The 18,767-nt window shown below is 63.5% G+C and carries 21 protein-coding genes and 4 pseudogenes; 17 read left to right on the top strand and 8 right to left on the bottom strand.

From position 1 onward, the window contains the following. Window positions 1–6: 6 nt before the first annotated feature. On the bottom strand, window positions 7–1,236 hold the full coding sequence (locus ABIB25_RS25480) for an MFS transporter (RefSeq protein WP_354531335.1): 1,230 nt from the start codon (window positions 1,234–1,236) through the stop codon (window positions 7–9). Between the two features lie 102 nt (window positions 1,237–1,338). Between ABIB25_RS25480 and ABIB25_RS25475 the strand changes: the two genes are divergently transcribed. Beyond that, window positions 1,339–1,917, top strand: a complete 579-nt coding sequence (locus tag ABIB25_RS25475; protein WP_354531379.1) for a hypothetical protein — start codon at window positions 1,339–1,341, stop codon at window positions 1,915–1,917. A gap of 271 nt (window positions 1,918–2,188) precedes the next feature. Here ABIB25_RS25475 and ABIB25_RS25470 read toward each other — a convergent pair whose 3' ends face one another. Continuing rightward, window positions 2,189–2,716 carry a hypothetical protein gene (locus tag ABIB25_RS25470; protein ID WP_354531334.1) on the bottom strand — a complete coding sequence of 176 codons (528 nt, stop codon included), beginning with the start codon at window positions 2,714–2,716 and terminating at the stop codon, window positions 2,189–2,191. Continuing rightward, window positions 2,713–3,057 (bottom strand): helix-turn-helix transcriptional regulator, encoded by a 345-nt coding sequence (locus ABIB25_RS25465; RefSeq protein ID WP_354531333.1) that lies wholly within the window; start codon window positions 3,055–3,057, stop codon window positions 2,713–2,715. The genes ABIB25_RS25470 and ABIB25_RS25465 overlap by 4 nt, the downstream gene beginning before the upstream one ends. Window positions 3,058–3,259: 202 nt before the next feature. Here ABIB25_RS25465 and ABIB25_RS25460 point away from each other — a divergent pair. From ABIB25_RS25460 to ABIB25_RS25435, 6 genes and pseudogenes are all read left to right on the top strand, one after another. After that, a pseudogene (locus ABIB25_RS25460) lies at window positions 3,260–3,976 on the top strand (TnsB C-terminal domain-containing protein); the annotation flags it as partial. 13 nt (window positions 3,977–3,989) lie between these two features. Continuing rightward, window positions 3,990–4,478 (top strand): Mu transposase C-terminal domain-containing protein, encoded by a 489-nt coding sequence (locus tag ABIB25_RS25455; RefSeq protein WP_354531332.1) that lies wholly within the window; start codon window positions 3,990–3,992, stop codon window positions 4,476–4,478. Further along, complete coding sequence (locus ABIB25_RS25450) at window positions 4,475–4,693, top strand: hypothetical protein (protein WP_354531331.1); 219 nt, start codon at window positions 4,475–4,477, stop codon at window positions 4,691–4,693. The genes ABIB25_RS25455 and ABIB25_RS25450 overlap by 4 nt, the downstream gene beginning before the upstream one ends. Window positions 4,694–4,712: 19 nt before the next feature. Further along, window positions 4,713–5,210, top strand: coding sequence for an AAA family ATPase (locus ABIB25_RS25445; RefSeq protein ID WP_354531330.1), 498 nt, complete (start codon window positions 4,713–4,715; stop codon window positions 5,208–5,210). Window positions 5,211–5,400: 190 nt separating this feature from the next. After that, window positions 5,401–5,553, top strand: a complete 153-nt coding sequence (locus ABIB25_RS25440) for a hypothetical protein (RefSeq protein ID WP_354531329.1) — start codon at window positions 5,401–5,403, stop codon at window positions 5,551–5,553. Between the two features lie 115 nt (window positions 5,554–5,668). Then, a pseudogene (locus tag ABIB25_RS25435) lies at window positions 5,669–6,418 on the top strand (ISL3 family transposase); the annotation flags it as partial. Between the two features lie 118 nt (window positions 6,419–6,536). Here ABIB25_RS25435 and ABIB25_RS25430 read toward each other — a convergent pair. Further along, window positions 6,537–6,926 (bottom strand): annotated as a pseudogene (locus ABIB25_RS25430) (dihydrofolate reductase family protein); the annotation flags it as partial. Window positions 6,927–7,290: 364 nt separating this feature from the next. Between ABIB25_RS25430 and ABIB25_RS25425 the strand changes: the two are divergent. Next, window positions 7,291–7,677, top strand: coding sequence for a YciI family protein (locus ABIB25_RS25425; protein WP_354531328.1), 387 nt, complete (start codon window positions 7,291–7,293; stop codon window positions 7,675–7,677). 137 nt (window positions 7,678–7,814) lie between these two features. Here ABIB25_RS25425 and ABIB25_RS25420 read toward each other — a convergent pair whose 3' ends face one another. Continuing rightward, window positions 7,815–8,141 carry a DUF1330 domain-containing protein gene (locus ABIB25_RS25420; protein WP_354531327.1) on the bottom strand — a complete coding sequence of 109 codons (327 nt, stop codon included), beginning with the start codon at window positions 8,139–8,141 and terminating at the stop codon, window positions 7,815–7,817. A gap of 105 nt (window positions 8,142–8,246) precedes the next feature. Here ABIB25_RS25420 and ABIB25_RS25415 point away from each other — a divergent pair, with 105 nt between their 5' ends. The 6 genes and pseudogenes from ABIB25_RS25415 (at window position 8,247) to ABIB25_RS25390 (ending at window position 11,683) form a co-directional block, all read left to right on the top strand. Beyond that, complete coding sequence (locus ABIB25_RS25415; protein WP_354531326.1) at window positions 8,247–8,771, top strand: GNAT family N-acetyltransferase; 525 nt, start codon at window positions 8,247–8,249, stop codon at window positions 8,769–8,771. Between the two features lie 108 nt (window positions 8,772–8,879). Beyond that, window positions 8,880–9,344, top strand: coding sequence for a hypothetical protein (locus ABIB25_RS25410; protein ID WP_354531325.1), 465 nt, complete (start codon window positions 8,880–8,882; stop codon window positions 9,342–9,344). 310 nt (window positions 9,345–9,654) lie between these two features. After that, window positions 9,655–9,804 (top strand): annotated as a pseudogene (locus ABIB25_RS25405) (methyltransferase domain-containing protein); the annotation flags it as partial. A 12-nt stretch (window positions 9,805–9,816) separates the two neighbouring features. After that, on the top strand, window positions 9,817–10,068 hold the full coding sequence (locus ABIB25_RS25400; RefSeq protein WP_354531324.1) for a hypothetical protein: 252 nt from the start codon (window positions 9,817–9,819) through the stop codon (window positions 10,066–10,068). Window positions 10,069–10,119: 51 nt separating this feature from the next. After that, entirely contained in the window at window positions 10,120–10,695 is a 576-nt protein-coding gene (locus ABIB25_RS25395; RefSeq protein WP_354531323.1) for an ATP-binding protein, read from the top strand. Window positions 10,696–10,957: 262 nt separating this feature from the next. After that, window positions 10,958–11,683, top strand: coding sequence for a VOC family protein (locus tag ABIB25_RS25390; protein WP_354531322.1), 726 nt, complete (start codon window positions 10,958–10,960; stop codon window positions 11,681–11,683). 1,941 nt (window positions 11,684–13,624) lie between these two features. Here ABIB25_RS25390 and ABIB25_RS25385 read toward each other — a convergent pair. Further along, window positions 13,625–14,143, bottom strand: coding sequence for a hypothetical protein (locus ABIB25_RS25385; RefSeq protein ID WP_354531321.1), 519 nt, complete (start codon window positions 14,141–14,143; stop codon window positions 13,625–13,627). 353 nt (window positions 14,144–14,496) lie between these two features. Continuing rightward, window positions 14,497–15,036, bottom strand: a complete 540-nt coding sequence (locus ABIB25_RS25380; protein ID WP_354531320.1) for an RNA polymerase sigma factor — start codon at window positions 15,034–15,036, stop codon at window positions 14,497–14,499. 586 nt (window positions 15,037–15,622) lie between these two features. On the opposite strand from ABIB25_RS25380, the gene ABIB25_RS25375 reads away from it, so the two are divergent. The 3 genes from ABIB25_RS25375 to ABIB25_RS25365 all read left to right on the top strand — a co-directional run bounded on the left by ABIB25_RS25375 (window position 15,623) and on the right by ABIB25_RS25365 (window position 17,821). Continuing rightward, window positions 15,623–16,234, top strand: a complete 612-nt coding sequence (locus ABIB25_RS25375; RefSeq protein WP_354531319.1) for a matrixin family metalloprotease — start codon at window positions 15,623–15,625, stop codon at window positions 16,232–16,234. A 202-nt stretch (window positions 16,235–16,436) separates the two neighbouring features. After that, complete coding sequence (locus ABIB25_RS25370) at window positions 16,437–16,934, top strand: RNA polymerase sigma factor (protein ID WP_354531318.1); 498 nt, start codon at window positions 16,437–16,439, stop codon at window positions 16,932–16,934. 269 nt (window positions 16,935–17,203) lie between these two features. Beyond that, window positions 17,204–17,821, top strand: coding sequence for a hypothetical protein (locus ABIB25_RS25365; protein WP_354531317.1), 618 nt, complete (start codon window positions 17,204–17,206; stop codon window positions 17,819–17,821). A gap of 440 nt (window positions 17,822–18,261) precedes the next feature. Here ABIB25_RS25365 and ABIB25_RS25360 read toward each other — a convergent pair. Further along, window positions 18,262–18,767: GNAT family N-acetyltransferase (locus tag ABIB25_RS25360; protein ID WP_354531316.1), on the bottom strand; the 506-nt coding region annotated here is incomplete at its 5' end.

Below are 18,767 nucleotides of genomic sequence, written 5' to 3'. Positions count from 1 at the left end.
GGTTGATCAACCCGACCGCTGGCGACCAGATCGACGGAGCATAACGACACCGGCGAGTAGGTAGCACGGCGAATCGATCAGAAGGAGATACACAGTTGTTCGATCAGCCAGATAACCGGAGAGCAGGATGCCGCTGAGTTGCACCGTTCCGGTGATGCCTGAGAAGACCCCGAATACGCGGCCACGACTCGTGGGTTCGGTCAGCGTCTGTAGGAGAGTCAGTCGGGCGGCAGCGACTGCGGCGAAAGGTAACCCGGCTGCGGTGATCAACATCAACGCGGGATAGAGCGGTGGGTAGAACAATGGATAGGTGATCATCACGCTCAGTAGAAGGCCGCCGGAGACAGCAGCCCAGCCCAACGTCCGCGGCATCAGATCAGGGCGGGTCATCCTGATCATCACGAGCGCACCGATCAGCCCGCCGACTGCTTGGCAGCTCATCAGCAGCCCGAGCGCCGAACTACCGCCGAAGACTTCACCGACGTACGGCGCGATCAGCGCGGAGACACAACCTTCGCCCAGTCCTGTCAGGGCGGAAACGACCAGGAGTGCTCGCAGCATCGGCTGCTTGCCGATGGCAGTCCAGCCCTCGGTCCAGCCGGAAGTCAGCCGCGGACGGGGAACCAGGACCGGCTGCGCGGGCCGGGCATCGACCCGCTGGATTTGTGACACCAATACCCCGGCGGCCGCGAAACTGATGGCGTTGAGGACAGCAACCGCCGGCAGCCCCGCAACCGCGTAGAGGGCGCCGCCGGCGGTGGGACCCACCAACCTAGCCAGGCTGACGTTGGCACCCAGCATGCTGTTGGCAGCCGGCAACCGTTGCGCGGGCACGAGGGAAACGACCATGACGACCTCCGCCGGCTCGACCAGTTGGCCCAGTACCGCCTGCAGGAAGGCGATCAGCACCATCACCCACCACGGCGCCAACGGCGACAGACAAAAGGCCAGGGTGACCAGGCAGAGCAGCGCGTTGGCCGTGATGAGCACCCGTCTGGTGTCGCGCAGGTCGGCCAGTGCCCCGGCAAGTGGACCCAGGAACATTGCGGGGATCGCCTGCCCGGCCGCCGTCACGGCCGTCGCGAAGGTGGACCCCGTCATGTCGAACACGAAGAAGGGCAGTGCGACGAATTGCATGTGGGTTCCGACCAGGGACAGCAATCCCCCTGACCACAACTTACGGAAGCCGGGGATCTCCAGGGGCTTGGGGGACGGACAAGGCAGGGTTGACGTCATCGCTTGATGCTGGATGCTCAGCTAGTGAAAATAGAAGAGCAAAATTCACCTAGCCCGTTCATCGTCACCGACCGGCAGCAGGCACGGTTTCTGACCGACCCCGTGAAAAAGACCTTCCTGAGCCCGTTTCTGGCCCGCGACAGGCGCGTCAGCGACGCGGCAGCCGAACTGGGATGCTCGATCAATCGGATGCTGTACCAGGTCCGGACCCTGCTCGCCGCCGGTCTGCTGCACATCGCCCATGAGGAACCGCGCGCGGGCCGAACCATCAAGGTGTACAGATCCGTTCACGACGCCTACTTCGTTCCGTTCGGCAGCACCCCCTACGACACCCTGGAGCAACGGGTCACCGTCCAGGGTGACCCCATCTGGGCCGGCCTCATCGCCGCCTACGCCGACGCCCTGCGACGCAGCGACCGACACGGTCACCTCATCCGCCGCGTCGACGGTGCTGTCACCACCACCGATCAACTTCCCGACACCACACCCAACGGACAAGCCCTCTTCTGGTCCGACAGCACCCTGATGATCCGCGACGCGGACGCACGGCAACTCGGTGAAGAGGTTCGCCAGTGGTACGAACGCGCCCAGATGATGGGTGCGTCAGCACGGCACGACAGCACCGCCCGTCGATATCTGTGCCTGGCTGCTTTCCTTCCCAGCCAACAGATCCGCTCCTGACCAACAGCACGGTGGCGATCAGAAACGGGCTCATCAATCGACGGTGTAGACCCGGTCTGAACCCACCGGCCTGCAGCAGCGATCGGGCGACGTAGTTGGTCAGGTTCCGAAAGCCCAAAGCAAACCCGCGGAGGTACTTGAGGCAGGCCATGTCAGATCGTTCCGTCACGTGACGTTGGTTCTGGTGACGCCCGGGGCGGCACCGGATCGCGCGGCTCCGACTCCACCGTTGCTTGGCAGGGAATGTAATGGGAGACGCCAAGCAAACAGTTCAGGCCCCCGCCGCGCCGCCGTCTCGACCACTTTCGGCGCGCCGAGCCAGGCGAAGCAGCTCCGGCAGCGCGTCTTGATCCTTCAGACGGTTTGCAGCCGCTTTGCTCGAAATCACGTCCTGCAGCGCGGCCACCCGAATCGTCAAACCGTCCACCACGAACTCACCTGCCCGGCCGATGAGGTCGGCATACCCGCCGGGGAAACCGGCTGGTGAAAACGTCAGATCGAGATCCCCGAACCTGGTGCGCAGGTTCAGCATGTTCATCCCCTTCAACGCTTCAGCGCTGGTATCGAACGGCAGGCCCTGAGGCATCTCGTCGACCCGCACTCCCGCCTTCAGTTCGCGCAGCGCGGCCAACAGCCGCGTCAGGTTCTCCGTGGTCGTCGCCGGCGCAACGTCGATGTCCTTGGTCGGCCGCACCGCACCATGCACATTCGCTGCGTACCCGCCCACCACCACATACTCGACATGGTGGCGATCGAGCGCTGCGAGCAGGGCACGGGGATTGAAGGCTGGTCCGGTCACCGCTGTTGACCCGCCTTCAACGCCTCGAGGAACTCATCTTGGTGCTGCATTCGGGCTTGCTGCTCGATCGGCGACAGTCGTGCCTCGGTCGCATCCAGCACGTCATCATGGGCGTCGTAGGGCTCCAACGCGATGCGGGGTTCCAAATCCACCCCCGCGAGGATGCGGACCAGCAGTGGCAGTGAGGGCTGCTGGGCCCCCGATTCGATCCGCGCCACCGTTGATTGCGGCACGCCGGCCGCCGACGCCAACATCCGCTGCGTCAGACCCTTCTCGGCCCGCGCCCGCCGCAGGAGGTTTCCTGCCAGCCGGTTCACGTACCGGGTAGTCGTCGTTCCCATCGTTGCCATCATCTGATGATAGCGTATTGCGTATCAAGTACGACCCGGCCGCTCAAGGACCCCCAATGCCTCGTGAACGCCTTCGCCTGTCACTTGTCGAGTTAGTTGGCCGCTTCTGTTCTAATTATGTGGCCGTTCTGTCCTAATTATTCGGCCTAGCGGGCCGAAGGAGGACCGGGTGGAGTCTGAGCGGGATCGGCGGATGGCCGTGTTGGCTCCGCATCTGTTCGATGGTGTGCCGTTGGCTCGGGCTGCAGCCGCTGCTGGTGTCCCCCGTCGTACGGCGGCTCGGTGGTTGCTCGCCTACAAAGTGGACGGGACCACCGCCAGGTCCGGCCGATCAGACCTGGCCAGGCGGCGCCGGATACCGGTGGAACTCGTCAACCTCATCGAGGGCATGGCGTTGCGGCGGCCGCCACCGAAAGTGGCGCAGGTGCATCGTGAGGCGGTGCGGATCGCCGAGGACAGGGGGTGGCCGGCGCCGTCGCACCCGGTCGTCTACCGCATCATCGCCGGGATGGACCGCGGCCTACTCTTGCTGGCGCACAAGGGAGATGCCGGCTATCGCAACGACTTCGACCTGGTGATGCGTCGCGAGTCGGCGAAGGCGAATGACCTGTGGCAGGCAGACCACACCAAGCTGGACGTGATGGTGCTCGATGAATCCGACCGGCCCGTGCGGCCGTGGTTGACCGTCATTCTGGACGACAAGTCCCGTGCCGTCGCCGGGTACACGGTGTTCCTGGGTGAGCCGACGTCGTTGCAGACCGCGTTGGCGTTGCGGCAGGCGATCTGGCGCAAAGCAGACCCGGCGTGGCCGGTGTGCGGGCTTCCCGCCGCCCTGTACAGCGACCATGGAGCCGACTTCACCAGCGACCACATCGCCCAGGTCTGCGCCGACCTCAAGGTCCAGCTCATCCACAGCACACCAGGTGTGCCTCGCGGACGCGGGAAGATCGAACGGTTCTTCGCCCGCGATCACCACCGAGCTGCTCCCGACCCTGCCCGGGTACATCACGCCGCACAACTTCGGCCAACCCATCACCGCACCGACGATGACCCTGTCCGACCTGGACGCCGCGGTCGGGCAGTGGCTTACCCATCGGTATCACCACCGCACCCACCCCGAAACCAAGCAGACGCCGCTGCAACGGTGGCTCGGCGCCGGCTGGCTGCCTCGGATGCCCGAAACGCTGGAGGAGTTGAACCTGCTGCTGCTGACCGTGGCCACGCCCCGCAAGGTGCACCGGGACGGGATCCACTGCCACGGCCTGCGTTACCTCGCGTTGACCCTCACCGCCTACGTCGGGGAAGAGGTGACGGTGCGATATGACCCACGCGACCTCGCCGAAATCCGGTGTTTCACCGCAACGAGTTCCTGTGTGTCGCGGTCTCCCCCGAGCTGGCCGCATCCAGCGTGAGCCTGAAAGACTTACAGACCGCCCGCAACCAACGGCGCCGCGAGCTGCACTCCGAACTGACCAGCCGCCGCAGCCTCGTCGACGCCCTCACCCACCCCGTCCGCGAAGTCGTCCCCACCGGCGCCGCCACCATCGGTCGCCTCGACGCCCCACCGGCCGACGACCAACCGACGAGGAAAACCCGCCTGAAGCTTTACGCCGCCGACGACGAATGACCAACGGAAAGGTTTCGTGATGACCGAACAAGCCGCTGTGTCCGATGAGCGGCCGCCGCGTCGGCTCACCCCTTTCCTGCCGACTCGGCAGCATCGACGTTTTGCCGAATTTGCTGACGCGGTGCGGCGGCACCGATACATCGGCGCCTGCTACGGAGCGCCAGGTATTGGCAAGACGTTGTCGGCCCGCACCTACGCGGCGGCCGATGACTACGAACGGTGGGCCGCCGACCGTTTCATGCGCAGCGCCGTTCTGCCTCCGTCGTTGCTGTCCAGCCGCACCGCGATGCTGACCCCCGGCGTCACCACCACGCCGCGGGAGCTGGAAAATCAGCTGCTCAACCGGTGCCATGCCTTGAACGCTGACATTGCCCGAACTCTCCGTCCGGACGTCAACCTCGGGCTGTCCCGCGATCCGATTGTTGGTCTTGAGCTGCTGATCATCGACGAGGCTGACCGGTTGAAGACCGCCGGCCTTCCAGATGGTCCGCGACTACTTGCCACTCCGGCGACGTAGGCATCGTCCTCATCGGTATGCCCGGGTTGCCAGCGACGCCTGGCTCGCTACCCGCAGCTCTACACCCCGCGTCGGCTTCGCCCACCAATACCGACCGCTGGACTCCACCGACATCCCGCAAGTCCTAGCCCGGTACTGGCAGGAACTGGGCCTGAGCTACGACCCGCACCGGCCTGTCGACGCCGAATCGGTGGTCACGATCGTCCGCATCACCGGCGGCAACTTTCGACTCATCGAACGCCTGATGAGCCAAGTCGCCCGCATCATGACAATCAACCACCTCGACAGCATCACTCCCGACGGCATCGAAGCTGCCCGTGAGGTACTCGTCGTTGGCGCCTGACCTGGCCACTTAATTCGAATGAAGTGAGCCAGATAATTGGTTCTGGCTCAAGTTCCGTGAAGCTGGTTGGGGATCCGGCGCTCGGACCAGGGAAGGTGTGTGATCCCCTGGAGGCATGGCTGTTGACTGCCGTTCTTGCCGCGTTCTGCTTGCGCACCTATCGCTGGTGAAGGTCGACGACATTCGCACGGTCGACGGCATGGTGAGGATCTCCGCGCATCCGAGGGCGCGGGCAGCGCGGTGCGTCCGCTGCAGGCGGGTGTCGACGCGGGTGCACAGCACCTACCGGCGTCAATTGGCGGATCTACCGATCGCCGGGCAGCCGACGGTGTTGTGGCTGACGGCGCGCAGGTTCTTCTGCGATCAGGCTGACTGCCGCACCGCAACGTTCGTCGAACATATCCCGGGTCTGACCCAGCAGCACGAGCGACGCACCCCTGGCCTGCAGGATGCCCTCGTACCCATCGCACTCGCGCTGGCCGGACGGGCCGGGTCAAGGTTGGCGACCTCGATGGGGATGCAGGTCAGCCGCTCCACGTTGCTGCGCCTGATCCGCGGCCTGCCGGACCCGCCGATCGGGTCGGTGACGGTGCTGGGAGTCGACGAATTCGCCGTGCGTCGCGGACGAAACTACGCGACGGTGCTGATCGACCTGGACAACGGGAATCGGCCGGTGGACGTCCTGGACGGTAGGGACGCCAAGGACTTCGCCGACTGGCTGCGCGCCCACCCGGATATCCAGGTGATCTGCCGGGACCGCGCCGGCGGTTACGCCGACGGCGCCCGCGACGGTGCGCCATCCGCAGTGCAGGTCGCTGATCGGTGGCACCTGTGGGACAACCTGTGCCAGCACGTGAACAAGCTGGTGGCCGCGCACCACTGTCCGCCACCAGCACGGGAACTTGCATCTCCATTCTTCCAGGCTCGAGGGCCCATCGGTTTCACGAAACTTGAGCCACAACCATTTAGCATGAGGACCGACACGCCAGGGGGAGCGTCACGCCACCGACCCACAGGCCCTCTCCCGAGTCCTGCTTGCGCCGCTGGACTGCTTGCCCCAAGTCGCCTCGCACTAGCTCGGCATTCCAATCGACCCCGCCGAGGGTGCTCGACACGACGTATTTCTGCGCCCGGTCGATGGCCTCGGCGAACGGGATCTGCCAGTCATCTATCCAGTCAGGCCACTCCCCCGTGGCCGGTTTCTGCCACGCCGACTGCATCATCTGGTAGGACACCCGACCGAACAGCAGCGCATCGGCTCGCTGCATCTGTGCGGTCCAATAGCGCATCGAATCCTCGTCCGGGGGGAGCCCTGCCTCGTGATGGCAGCAACCGTCGAGCGTGACGTTGATCGAGTACCGAAGTGGTCTCATCCGGGTGCTCTCCCTTGATGCGTAGAAGCGCGAATTCACGGGGTGTTGTCGCCGACAAAAGTCCGCGAACTGAGAGTCGACTATTCCGGCGTGCAGCTCTTGTCCCACGATCCGGCCGGCGATCACGGTGCCGAACACTTGCGGGTCGACCGTACCGTCGGGGTGGATCCTGATCATCTTCCGATCCGTGGCGGCCGGGTCGATCGTCTGGCCGGCTTCGGTGGCCGCGGCACAATTTCTTGTTGATCGCCGGGATGATGTCGAATCCGAGCTCTGCCGTTCGTGGAGTTGGTAGGTGGCCACCCGAGCCGCCAAAAAGCGAGGTCGGGAGGCTTGCCTTCGACCGATCTGAGAGGAGCCGTCAGTGCCGAAGTATCTGATCGCGTTCAACGACGAGTGGGTGCCCGAGCAGACGCCGGACGATCTGCGCGGCAAGAGCGCCGCCTCGCAAGCCATTCTCGAGGAGATGAAGACGGCCGGCGTCTTCGTGTTCGCGGACGGGGGTATCGACGCCTCGACCGCGGTCTGCAGCGTCGTGAACAAGGACGGACAGCCGCTCTTCACCGACGGGCCGTACGTGGAGACCAAGGAGCACCTGGGCGGATTCACCGTCGTGGATGTGCCCGACGACGGAGCCGCGCGCTACTGGGCAGGTCGATTGGCCGTTTCGCTGGACTGGCCACAGGAGGTGCACCGGTTTCCCTCCGGTGTCGCGCAGATCATCGAACGGCAACAGCGGGACGGCGGATGAATGGCTCGCCGCTGACACTGGCGAGGTGCCGAACTGCCGGCCGACGTTCTCCGATCTCGAGGGCGTAGCCGACCCGCTGGTGTTCAGCTGCACCGGAGCCGGCTACTGAAATGCCATGAGATCAGCAGCCTGCGGCATCAGGCGTCGCCCAGGCCGTTGCTGGGTCGAGGGACGGGCTTGACCCGAAGCAGCTGCGTCCGGGCGATGATGACGTCACGGTGGTAGGAACGCGAAAGGGCAGCGCGGATCGGATCGGCCAAGAACGCGGCCAGCGCGTTCTCGTCCGGCATCTCGATCAACTGCACCTCGAGCGGATCGTCTGTCAGGCGATCGACGACCCGGTCTCGCGCAAGAAGGCGGCCACCGTGGATCGGCAACAACGCGAGCACCGCGTCCTCGAACGAAGCCAAGTCGTCGGCGCGGCCAGGGTGCTCCCAAAGACTGACGTACAGGCGGAGAGTCATGACGGGATTATGGCGCTGGGCCTCCTGCCTGTCCGTCCGGCGCGGCCACGATCCCGCCCTTGGCTCCTCCCTTGGGGTACAACAGCTAAGCCTTAAAATGAGGTGGTGAAGCGTCAGATCGTTCTCGTCACCGATCGTCTACTGGTGACCACCTGGCTACCGGGAGACATCGATGATCTATGCCAGGTGCATTCCGATCCGGTGACGATGCGGTGGGTGCGACACGGCCGACCCGAGACCCGTGACGAAGTCGAGGACCTGATCGCGTCCTACCGCAACGAGCAGCAGAACCGCGGTTGGACGAGGTGGCGGGTTGCTGATCGGCACGACAGGCTGGTCGGACGTGCGGGGTTCGGCCTGCACCACGACGGATGCGGACGGGAGCTGGGTTTCACGCTGCGGCGTGACTCATGGGGTCGCGGACTGGCCACCGAGGTTGCCGGAGGACTCGCGGACTGGCATTGGCGGAACACCGCTGCCGAGCTGTGGGCGTTCGCTGCCGTGGACAACACGGCAAGTCGCCGTGTGCTCGACAAGGTCGGCTTCCGGTTCGAAGGCGATGTTGAGCAGAAGGGCGTTCCGTGTGCGCTGTACCGCCTCGGCTACCGACCGACCACCGCAGAACGATGACGCTCGGCCCCGGTGCGAAGCCGCTCGGGGCGCCATCGGTGACACCGGTTGGGATCTCATTCCCTGCACTGGGTACGCCGACAGGCGCGATGAGGCGATGATCAACCGATGAAAGCGGTCCGCTCCTTCGTGACCCACTACCACCGCGCCGATCGCCGCCCATTCCTCAACCTTTCCGATCTGGCCGAACCGGAGATAACAGCAGTAATGGACGAGCTGGCCGCGCCCGAAGAACACAAGTTGTCCTCCCGTCGCTTCGGGCCGCGGTACATGGCGCTGCGCCGAGCTACCGAGTGCCGCGCCCGCGACACCGGCCTGACCTACGCCGACAGCATCACCGCACTCGGCCTGGGAGTCCCGCTGGGCCTCCCGGCACCGGACCCGGAGCACGCCGACCCCGTCTGCCAACTCCAGGACCTCGAGCAGCTCGTCGCCCGATTTGGTCTACCCAGCGACGCGGCGCCACAAGACCCGGCCGGATACAACGGATATCGGCAGCACCCAGTGGACGCCTATATCGAGGTCCAACTCTGGTCCGACGAACCCGTCCGAGCTCATGTCGGCCGGGCCTGATGCCGATCAGGATGAAGGCGCAGCCCGGAGGCAGATCGGTGACGGCGCGCTGGTGGCGTTGGTCTACTCAGGAGGTGCCAAACCGACTCCTAGCCGGGCTCGATCGCTTCAATCGAGAACATCCCTGGTTCCACAACGACGCCTACGCTCAAGTGGTCGTCCGTCAGGGACGCCGGGTGCGGCGAGCCGGCGGCCGGAGCGCGCTGGACATCGGTTGCGGAACAGGCGGTCTCTTGGCGCATCTGGCCCACGAGCTCCCAGAAATCACGGGGATCGAGCAGGATAAGGCGACCGCGTCGCACGCGGCCGCATCCACGTTCCCTATCGTGCGGGTCATCCACGCTCGGTCCCGCACGACGATGGCGCCCGATTCGACCTCGTGTCGATGGTGGCCGTACTTCATCACCTGCCGCTCCTCGAGGGAATCCGAGCGGCACGACAAGTCGTCGCTCCGGGTGGCCGACTTGTCGTCGTGGGGTGCTATCGCGAGACGTCAGCCGACCTTGCACTGTCGATGCTGTCGTTGCTCGCCAATCCGCTGGTGGGACTGATCAAGCACCACAGGCGAGCAGATCGCTACCTTCAGGAAGTAAGGACCCCCACCGTCGCCCCTACGGAGACGTGGCATCGCATCAACGGCGCATTCAAATCCGAATTGGTCGGCGTCTCGGTGCACCGCGGCCTGTTCTGGCGGTATGTCGCGACCTGGACCGCGCCCGCCTGATAGACGATCGTCTACCGGGACGGCAGCGTTCGATCCCAGGACAATCAGGTGATGGCGCCGCAGATCGTCAATGGCGCCCATGATGAGTGGATGGGTGAGCTGATCGTGGTGACTGGCCCGCCGGGGGCGGGCAAAACAACGGTGTCACAGATTTTGTCCGGCTTGTTCGACTTGAGCGCCCACATAGCAGGGGACGAGTTCTTCGGCTTCATCGATCAGGGTTACCTGGCTCCGTGGACGAATATTGCTCACCGTCAGAACGAGATCGTCATAGAGGCTGCCGCTGCGGGTCGGCTGGCGGCCGGTGGGTACACCGTCATCTATGACGGCGTTGTAAGACCGTGGTTTCTGGATGCGTTCGGACGCGCGACCGGCCTGGGTCGTCTGCTTTACTTGATCCTGCTGCCGCCTGAGCATATGTGTTTGGATCGGGTTGCCTCCAGGGTCGGGCACGGGTTCACCGACCTTGATGCCGCATCCCACATGTACGCCGACTTCGCCCAAGCCGACGTCGACAGTCGTCACGTGATCACCAGCGTCGCCAACGCTGACCTCCAGGCCGCGCACCTCTTCGAATTGGTCCGCAGCCAGTCGGTCGTCTCGCTCGTCGAACAAAGTCAACGGTAAACGGCGGTCGAGCCGCAGATGGACGAGCAAGAGCATGCGCGATGTCGCCAGACCACGATCTGAGCTGTCGATCAGATGGCGTCGATAAGCGGTCACCCCAAGAGAGCGAAATGGTGGCTTCGCCGGTGCCCTCTTTCACGATCGACAGCATCGACGTCGGCCAAGCCGACCTGGTGGCCCAGCTACCGGTCGAAGCCGAGCTAACTCAGGATGCGGCCGAATTTGCTGGCGACGGCTGATCGCCGGATGCAAGAGTGTCATCATGGCGAGCTGGGACCTGGGCGTGGCGCTGCGGCTGCAAGCAGTGACCTTCGAGGTCGCCGACGCGTCCGTGGCGGCCGCCTTCTGGTCTGGGCTGCTCGATCGCGATCTCGTCACGGAGTCCGGCGGTGCGTTCATACCGGGCGAAGAAACGCAGGTCGGGCTCCGCTTCGTCACTTCCAGGATCGAGCAGGACGGCCGACCGCGGCTGCATGTGCACCTGACGAGTCGCAGTGTCGAGGATCAACAGCTCACCATTGGGACGGCGCTGCGCCTGGGCGGCCGTCACCTCGACGTGGGCCAAGGAGCGGACGACGGCTTCGTCGTGCTCGCCGACCCGGCCGGAAACGAGCTGTGTGTGATCGAGCCGGGCAACACCTACTTGGCCGGCTCCGGCTATCTTGGCGAGGTCACCTGCGGTGGAACCCGCGCCGTCGGCCTGTTCTGGCGCGACGCACTTCAATGGCCGCTTGTCTGGGACGAGGGCGAGCAGACCGCGATCCAGTCGCCGCTCGGCGGCACCAAGATCTCATGGGACTCCTGGGACGAGTCGCCCGCCGGACTCGACAACGGAATCCATCGTCAGCGTTTCGACCTGATCAGTGCCAACCCCATCAGCGAGATGCAACGACTGCTCTCGCTCGGCGCGACCGATCTCCGTGAACTGTCTGATCACTTCGCGCTGGCAGACCCGGACGGCCACGAGTTCCGCCTTTACGGAGCTTGACCTTCGAGCACCGGTTCGCCGGTCAGGGATCCCCCAACGCGCAAGCGCGCATCTGGGCGCGGACTGACTCGTGCGCAATTGAGTGGATTGCCAGCAGCTAGCATGGTTGGACCGGCTCGGACAGGGAGCGAACTAACGAAATGCAGCGGCCTGAGTGGACCCGAGCGCTGTTCCGGAATGCCAAGCACCCTGAATGGCCCTGGTATCTGCAGGCTCGCAGCCTGACGGGAAATATTCTGCAGCTGGTCGTGTATGGGTACTTCACGTGGCTCGGGCTCGATCGCGCGCTCTCCGGTAGCCGCTCGTTGGGTGGCCCGCCGGTCGCGCTCGCGGTGGCGGTGCTGGCCTTGTGTCTCGCCACATCCTGCTTGGCCTCGGCGGTCTGGTTCTTACGACACCCTCCCGCAAAATCCGAGGGGTAGCCCCAGGGATGGGCAGCTAGGTACTTCTGATCTCGACCGCCATCAGTTCCTCAGCGGCGACTCGACTGGTGACGGGACGAACGGAGAAAGCCTGTCTCAAGACCACATGCTGGACGTCCGATTGCGGATCGGCTATCGGAGCGCCGCCGCCGCGTCGTTCCGTAGACGACACCCCTGCGGGACGACGCGTCCAAGCGCTCGATTTTTCCGCGGTCTGCCCCGCATGTCGTTACCTAACCGGGACGGACGGTCGCAAACCTGCTTCGTCGGTCTGGGTGGTGCGACGCGAATGAAGACGGGCGCCGCGGAGACGTTGGCCGGGTCCTTTCGACATGATCGCTCGAGGTGCGCCGTTCGGCCCAATCGCCTTGCTCGCAGAATCCGGCCGAGGTGGTGGCCCCCCGGTGGCCGGCTACCCCGATACCATCCGGTCATGGCCATGACCGCATCGAGCAGTCCCGGACGGGACACCTCGTCCTGATGCCGCAACTTCAGCGGGCCATCGCCCCAGCGTTGATTGGTCTCGCTCTAGCGGTCACCGCCGGCTGTTCAGCGGGGCCGAGAGCCGGGGATCCTGATTACTTCCCCTTTCAGGACGCGGTGTCCAGCGCCAGCTCATCGCAGGTCGCTGAAGATATGTTGCCGGCGATCGCCGGACAGCTGGGCTACGACCTCGAAGTGGGTGTGGTGTCCGCGTCGCCTGACAACCTGGCCGCGGTGACGCGGTGGTTCGCGGAGCCTTCGCCGAAGCTCACGGGCCCTCAGGTATGGAGTCCGGCGTCACCGCCGTTTTGGACACTGATCGCCTCGTCGGCGAAAGGTGGACGCGGAGAGTATGTGGTTGCGTCCTACTACTTCGGGGGTGCGGAAGGTTTCCCGGCGGGAGAGGACACCTGGGGGCATGCCTGCGGAAAGTTGACGTTGACGCCGGCCAACCCCCCGGACACACCAATTGCCGTCCAGGTCGTCGACTGCCCTGACTCGGTACCGGATCGCGTACCGGGGAGTGACATCAAGACCGCGCAGGATCAAATGACTGGGTAGCGCCCACGTCGACGAGCTGCTAAACATCGACCGTCGTCAGAGCTGTATCGGTTCGTCGACATGGCGCACGTCCGTTCCGTGGCCCGACGCGCTACCTTCGCCGGAATCGCTCGACGCCCTCCACAGGCGCCGATGAACGATCGGCTGGTGAAACGATGGGTGATCGCTCCTACCCTGTTGGCCAACGATTTCGCAGCCAGCAGTTGCGGGTACTGGGCCCGCCGGCTCTTTACAGAGGAGCTAGGTACACGAGTCGCGTGACACTTTCACGTTGACAACAAGAGTCACTTCGCTCCCTGGGGGTGCCAGCGGGTCCGCCGTGCACCACCCAGGTCAGAGGTCTGGGTCGTCGTAGACGTCGTGCCAGCGGTCGTAGGCGCGCAAATCGGTCACCTGACCATGCAGTCATCGACTGCAACGACTGCAACCGTGCCGTTGGCACCTGTCCGCGCCGGCATGACAGCCACTCCTGGTTTCAACCCGTCGTCGTGGTGATCGCAGACATGGCGAGCAGTTGCCAGTAGGTGTGGCCGTCGGATGTCCACGTCGTGCCGAGAACAGACGTGCCGGATTCATTCAGGACGGTTCCGGTGCTTCCACCAGTGTTGTTGGTCGGTGGATGCAGGACTTGAACTCGTCGACCGTCCGGAGCCACCGTCTTGGTGGCCGGTTCGGACGTGGGCAGTGCGGTAAGGATGCTCGTCAACACCTTCATTTGGTCGGGGGTCAGGGCCCTTTGCATCACAAGGCTGGCAGCTCGTTGGGATACCTGGTCAGGAGCATCCGTTGCCGTGATCTGCAGGTACGAACGGAGCTGCTGCTCAGTTGTCGGAACCGTCCCAGGAAAGTCATCGGCCATGTTGTCAATCCCGCGAGTCGGCGCGAGTGTCGCTACGGGTCCGGTCGGATTCCCGTTCGTGACCGCGTTACCAGCGACCGGAGGCAGCGCCAAGGTGACGTCAGAAACAACCTTGCCAGCCGGGTTGGTCTTCAACTCCCTACCGTTGACCCCGTTCCACCACCATTCCGTAGTCGTCGTGAGCGTGGTGCCGTCGAAGTCCTGCCGGCGCAGATGGTCGTAACCCTGGCGCGGCGCCGGGGCGGGTTTTGCTGCGTCGCTGCTCGAAGAGCTGGCCGAGGCCGGTCCAGAGGTCCGCGCACCTTGGGACAGCGTCATCGGGATCACCACCGCGGCCACCACAGCGGCGGCCGCGAGCGCCGCGCCTCCCCATCGGCCGTGTCGCCTACGAGTGGGTTGCGGCGGCGACGCCAGCACAGCCCGACCGGGGATGGCCGGATCGTGTCCGGTCAAAACTTCCCGAAGCCACATCACGTCGTCGTCCGCCTTCATGGGTTTCTCCAGGTGTTGTCGCTGGTGGACAGGTGTTGCTGTAGACGCCGGCGGATCCGGTGCAGACGAACCCGCGCTGCCCCCGGGGAAATCCCCAGGACTTTCGCTGCTGCCGCGGTGTCCAGGTCCTCCCAGACCACCAGACGCAGCAGCTCGGCGTCGTCGGTGGGTAGCTGGTCGAGCACCGCCTCCACCCAGGCCTGTGAGCTGACCGACGAGGCGGTGTCCGGTACCTGCTGGTGCTGATCGTTGGTCTGCAACCGTGTGCTCAGCCGAGACTGCCTACCCAGCGATGCCTGCAGTTCGAGCACCTTGTGTCGGGCAAAGGCGTACAGCCACGGCAGCGCCTCAGCCTCGGGCGGCAGAGCCGAAGGCGATGCCAACACTGCAGCAAAGACCTCCGAGACCACCTCGCCCGATCGTTGCCGCCCTACCCGGCGTATTGCATACCGGTCGATCGCCGGTCCGTACTGACGGAACCAACGGCCCACCGCTGCCCGCCGCTGCTCCATCACATCCATCTGGACGCTGCTCACCGTTGCCCCATGTGTACATATGACCACCGACCCCCCAGGTGTTACGCCAACCACCGACTAATTTCGGGTGGTCCACCAAGCTTCCGGAATGCGTGGGCCCACACCGGCCCGCTGGCAGGCGTGATGCACGTCTGGCTCAGCGGGGGGCTTCAGCGCATATTGACGAGCGCTGGCTGGTCCGGCTAGCCGCTCGGGTCAGCGGAACGGCCGTTGACCGATGGCCTTACAGACGGATTCTTTGCGGACGGATTTCTCGCGGGCCGGTCCGATCAGCCCTTCCGGGTATCGCCTGTTGCCTTGGGCCCAGCTGTTGTAGCGGGCCAGAAGCAGCCGTTTGCAGGCGCTGGCTTCGGCGATCGGCGTGGCGCGGCGATGTTGGTCGGCCGGCTGGATGGTCTGGATGGTGGATCCGCGTCAAGGTCACCGCGTTAGTCGTTCCACTGCTTTTGATGGGTGGGGAGGTGTACGACCCGGCGGCTTTGTTTGATGCAGGTGCCTGCCCTACGCAGTATGGTCCCCTTGCCAGACACCCTCTTTGGGTATACCATCCTTTATCTATGCTGTAACTCACACTTTGGGGATTGTCGTGGCTAATACGCAGGCACGCAAGCGGTCAGCAGCCATAGCCTTCCTGGTTTGCTGCGCTTCCTTCTTGGTACCAGCGAGCCCAGCCGCGGCCTATGGCGCGGGGGCCGTGTCTTGGCCAGTGGGGTTATCCGGCCAGTACTGCTTAGGGTCCACAGCAACAGCACACACCAGTTGGCCTGGGTATATTTCCACCGCCGTTACGCAATACAACAACATCACGGGCTACCCACGTCCCTACTGGTCCAGAAGTTGCGGCCCGGGATACCAGATAAATATTCACGTAAGTTCCTTGCCAGTTGGACTCTGCGGCGCCACCTCGCATACACCACCACAGACTGGCACATTGACTTCGGCTGACATAAGCTACACCACCAGATACGGGTATGTCCGCGGTGTGCCAGGCACTGCAACTTCATGCAATTTTGATTACGTTACGACACACGAATTTGGGCATAGTCAAGGAATGCCCCATGGTTGCGTTGCAAGTGCAGTGATGTACGGATATGACAAAGGCATTAGCGTCCTGACCAGCGACGACAAGTATAGTCACAGATGGCTTTACGACCCGAACTTTATAGGCCCTCCCAGTCCTGATAGTTCTTGCGCCTAGCGGGCACTCTCGGGTGGATGTTGGCTGTGGCACTCAGCATTGTAGTGCTCTCGTCGACGGACACTGTTGGGGTCCCTGGGCCCCAATGACGTGTGTGTCATAGGTGGCCTGGGTTGACCTGCCACGTGCATCCTTTCGCTGGCTTCAGTCGTCTATATAGCGGACACCCGTGAGTCGCGACTACCGAAGGGACGGCGCAGGCATGGACACCGCGACAGAGGCAGCGCTGCGGCAGCTCTACATCAAGCACTACCAACCCCTGACGCGGTTGGCCAAAATGCTCGGTTCTGATGATGCAGAGGATGCCGTTTGCGAATCGTTTCTGCGCTTGACCAAGAACTACAGTCGTATCCGGAACGATCAGGCGGCGTCCGGCTACTTGCGCACGACGGTAGTAAATCTCGTTCGTGACCGTAGGACGCATCTGGCAATCGCCGCCCGGAAGCACGTTTATCTTCGAGAACACTCATCAAGTGCAGATGATACCGCTCTGGCCAGACTGGCTGATATTGAACTCCTGCAACCGTTAGCTGCGCTATCATCTCCACAGCGGGATGCTTTGGTCCTTCGCTACTGGCTAGACCTATCGTTGCGCGAGGTAGCCGAAATTATGAGGCTTCCTCTAAGTACAGTAAAATCGCATATTTCACGCGGACTTGCCCTACTGTCCAAAACTATCACATTCGGAGAGCGGTTATGAATCAGGACGACGTCGAAGATGACGACAAAGGGGAAGCTGCCCGGCATCTACTAGGTGAGCTCTCATCTCGCCTAAGTCCGGGCCTTGACCGATGGGAGGTCATCTCTAGGGAAGCGCCACGCGTCCCCAGCCATCGCAGGCCGGTATTGATAGCTGCGGTTACCGTACTTGTTCTATTGGGAATTTTCCTGGCTGTTAGGTCGACTAGCAGCTCCAAGGGCCAACTAGCCGCGCCAGCAGTGCAGGCTCCTTCAGTAAAATCTGCAGAGGTGCAGGTATCTTCCGTAAAAGCTATGGAAACCGCCCCCACTAAGGTAGTTGTAAGTTTGCAAGAGAACATGCTGGACTATTCTTGCCAAGCCGAGCAGCCCTTAAGCCAATCAATAGGGGCTGCATTGACAGCCGACAAGGAAGCAAGTTTAGTTGTTGGAAAGGCTAAGCCAACCGGGCAGACCTTTCTGGGTGATGCCCCCGAGGGGTCGAGCATTAGAACCGTTTATACAGAGTTATCGATTCAGGTTGAGACCGTCCTATCCGGGCAACAGTTGAGCAGCGTCAATCTCCTTGCCTATGTTCCGGGTGGTACATTTCAGAACGAGTATCGAACGTTAACCAATGGGAGTGCGTCTTCGTCGTGGGCGACCGATGGGACTTTTCTCGGTCTAATCTATAAAGACGCAGTTTTCCCAACCGATGGTTTTGCTCTAGCATCGCTCCCCGTCGTTAACGGCTCGATTGTTTTCGCGCCAACAGGTTGCTTTTCATCAATTGGGGTTGCGTCCGTATCGTCGAATAGCTTTGTGGTCCTCAAAAACGGCCTCGGTGAGACAACATCTTTGAAGACGAAAGTGCTAAAAGTCTCTGACCTCGTTGCGGAGCTTAAATAGTATGTGCCAGTAGGTCTGAGCAGGCCTAGCTTAGCTAACAGCCTTAGCCTCGATTTTTGTTGCAACGGCGACCGACACGGGCCGTAAAATGATGAAAGCGCCTGTCTCGTAACGGATAATTGGACTTGCGAAGGTCCCAATAGCCGGTCCGAGGAGGCACCTTCAAGGTGAAGCGTACTGACAGTTCTGGCGGAGCAGCCCCATCCCGTCCTGGTGTCTAGTTCCTCGCACGCGATGGTGGGCTCGTCACCGCAGGCTTTCGGAGCCGTCGCACTGCTCCTGTCCCACATACTCGCCTCGGGCTGGCCCGCCGGAGATGATGCGGTGTGGAGGCAATGGGACCGCTGCTGGAACCTCGCAGCGAGGTCGATCTGAGCGGAGCGAGCTGCCAGAACGCTGGCGCGGGCGGGTTGCTCCCCAAGCCGATCCCCAAATGACGATCAAGCGATCTTGGTTGCACCGAGGCGGTATAGAGCGCAGGGCGTGTCGTTGTGGTCGGCATCGCCTATGTAGCCGAACCCGACCTTCTCAAGCACCCGCCGACTGGCAATGTTCTCGATTGCGGCAAGCGCCCACAACTCGGCGTCGCTGTTGCTGCGGTGCCAGCCGATCAGCCCGGCGGCAACCTCGGTGGCCAGTCCTCGACCCCACAGGTCACGGCGAAGCGTGTACCCCAACTCCCGGCCATGGCCGTCTTTGTGTGCACCGAACCCAGCGCGACCGACAAGCGTGCCGTCCCGGTCGGCGACCCGCCACTTCGTCCAGCCGCGGTCGTGCTGCTCATCGAGGTAGGACGCGAGCAGGGTTTGAATCTCGGCACGTGTCTCGGGGCGGCCGTGGCGAACCCACCGTGTCGCTTGCCAGCGTGATAGGACCACCGCGTTGCCACGAGCATGGGACCACCGTGGGGTGTGGTTGAGCATGCCGGTCACCGCCCGGCCGGGTC

The organism is Nakamurella sp. UYEF19, assembly GCF_040546275.1.
Taxonomy (GTDB): Bacteria; Actinomycetota; Actinomycetes; order Mycobacteriales; family Nakamurellaceae; genus Nakamurella.
This window is presented reverse-complemented; position numbering and strand designations above follow the sequence as displayed.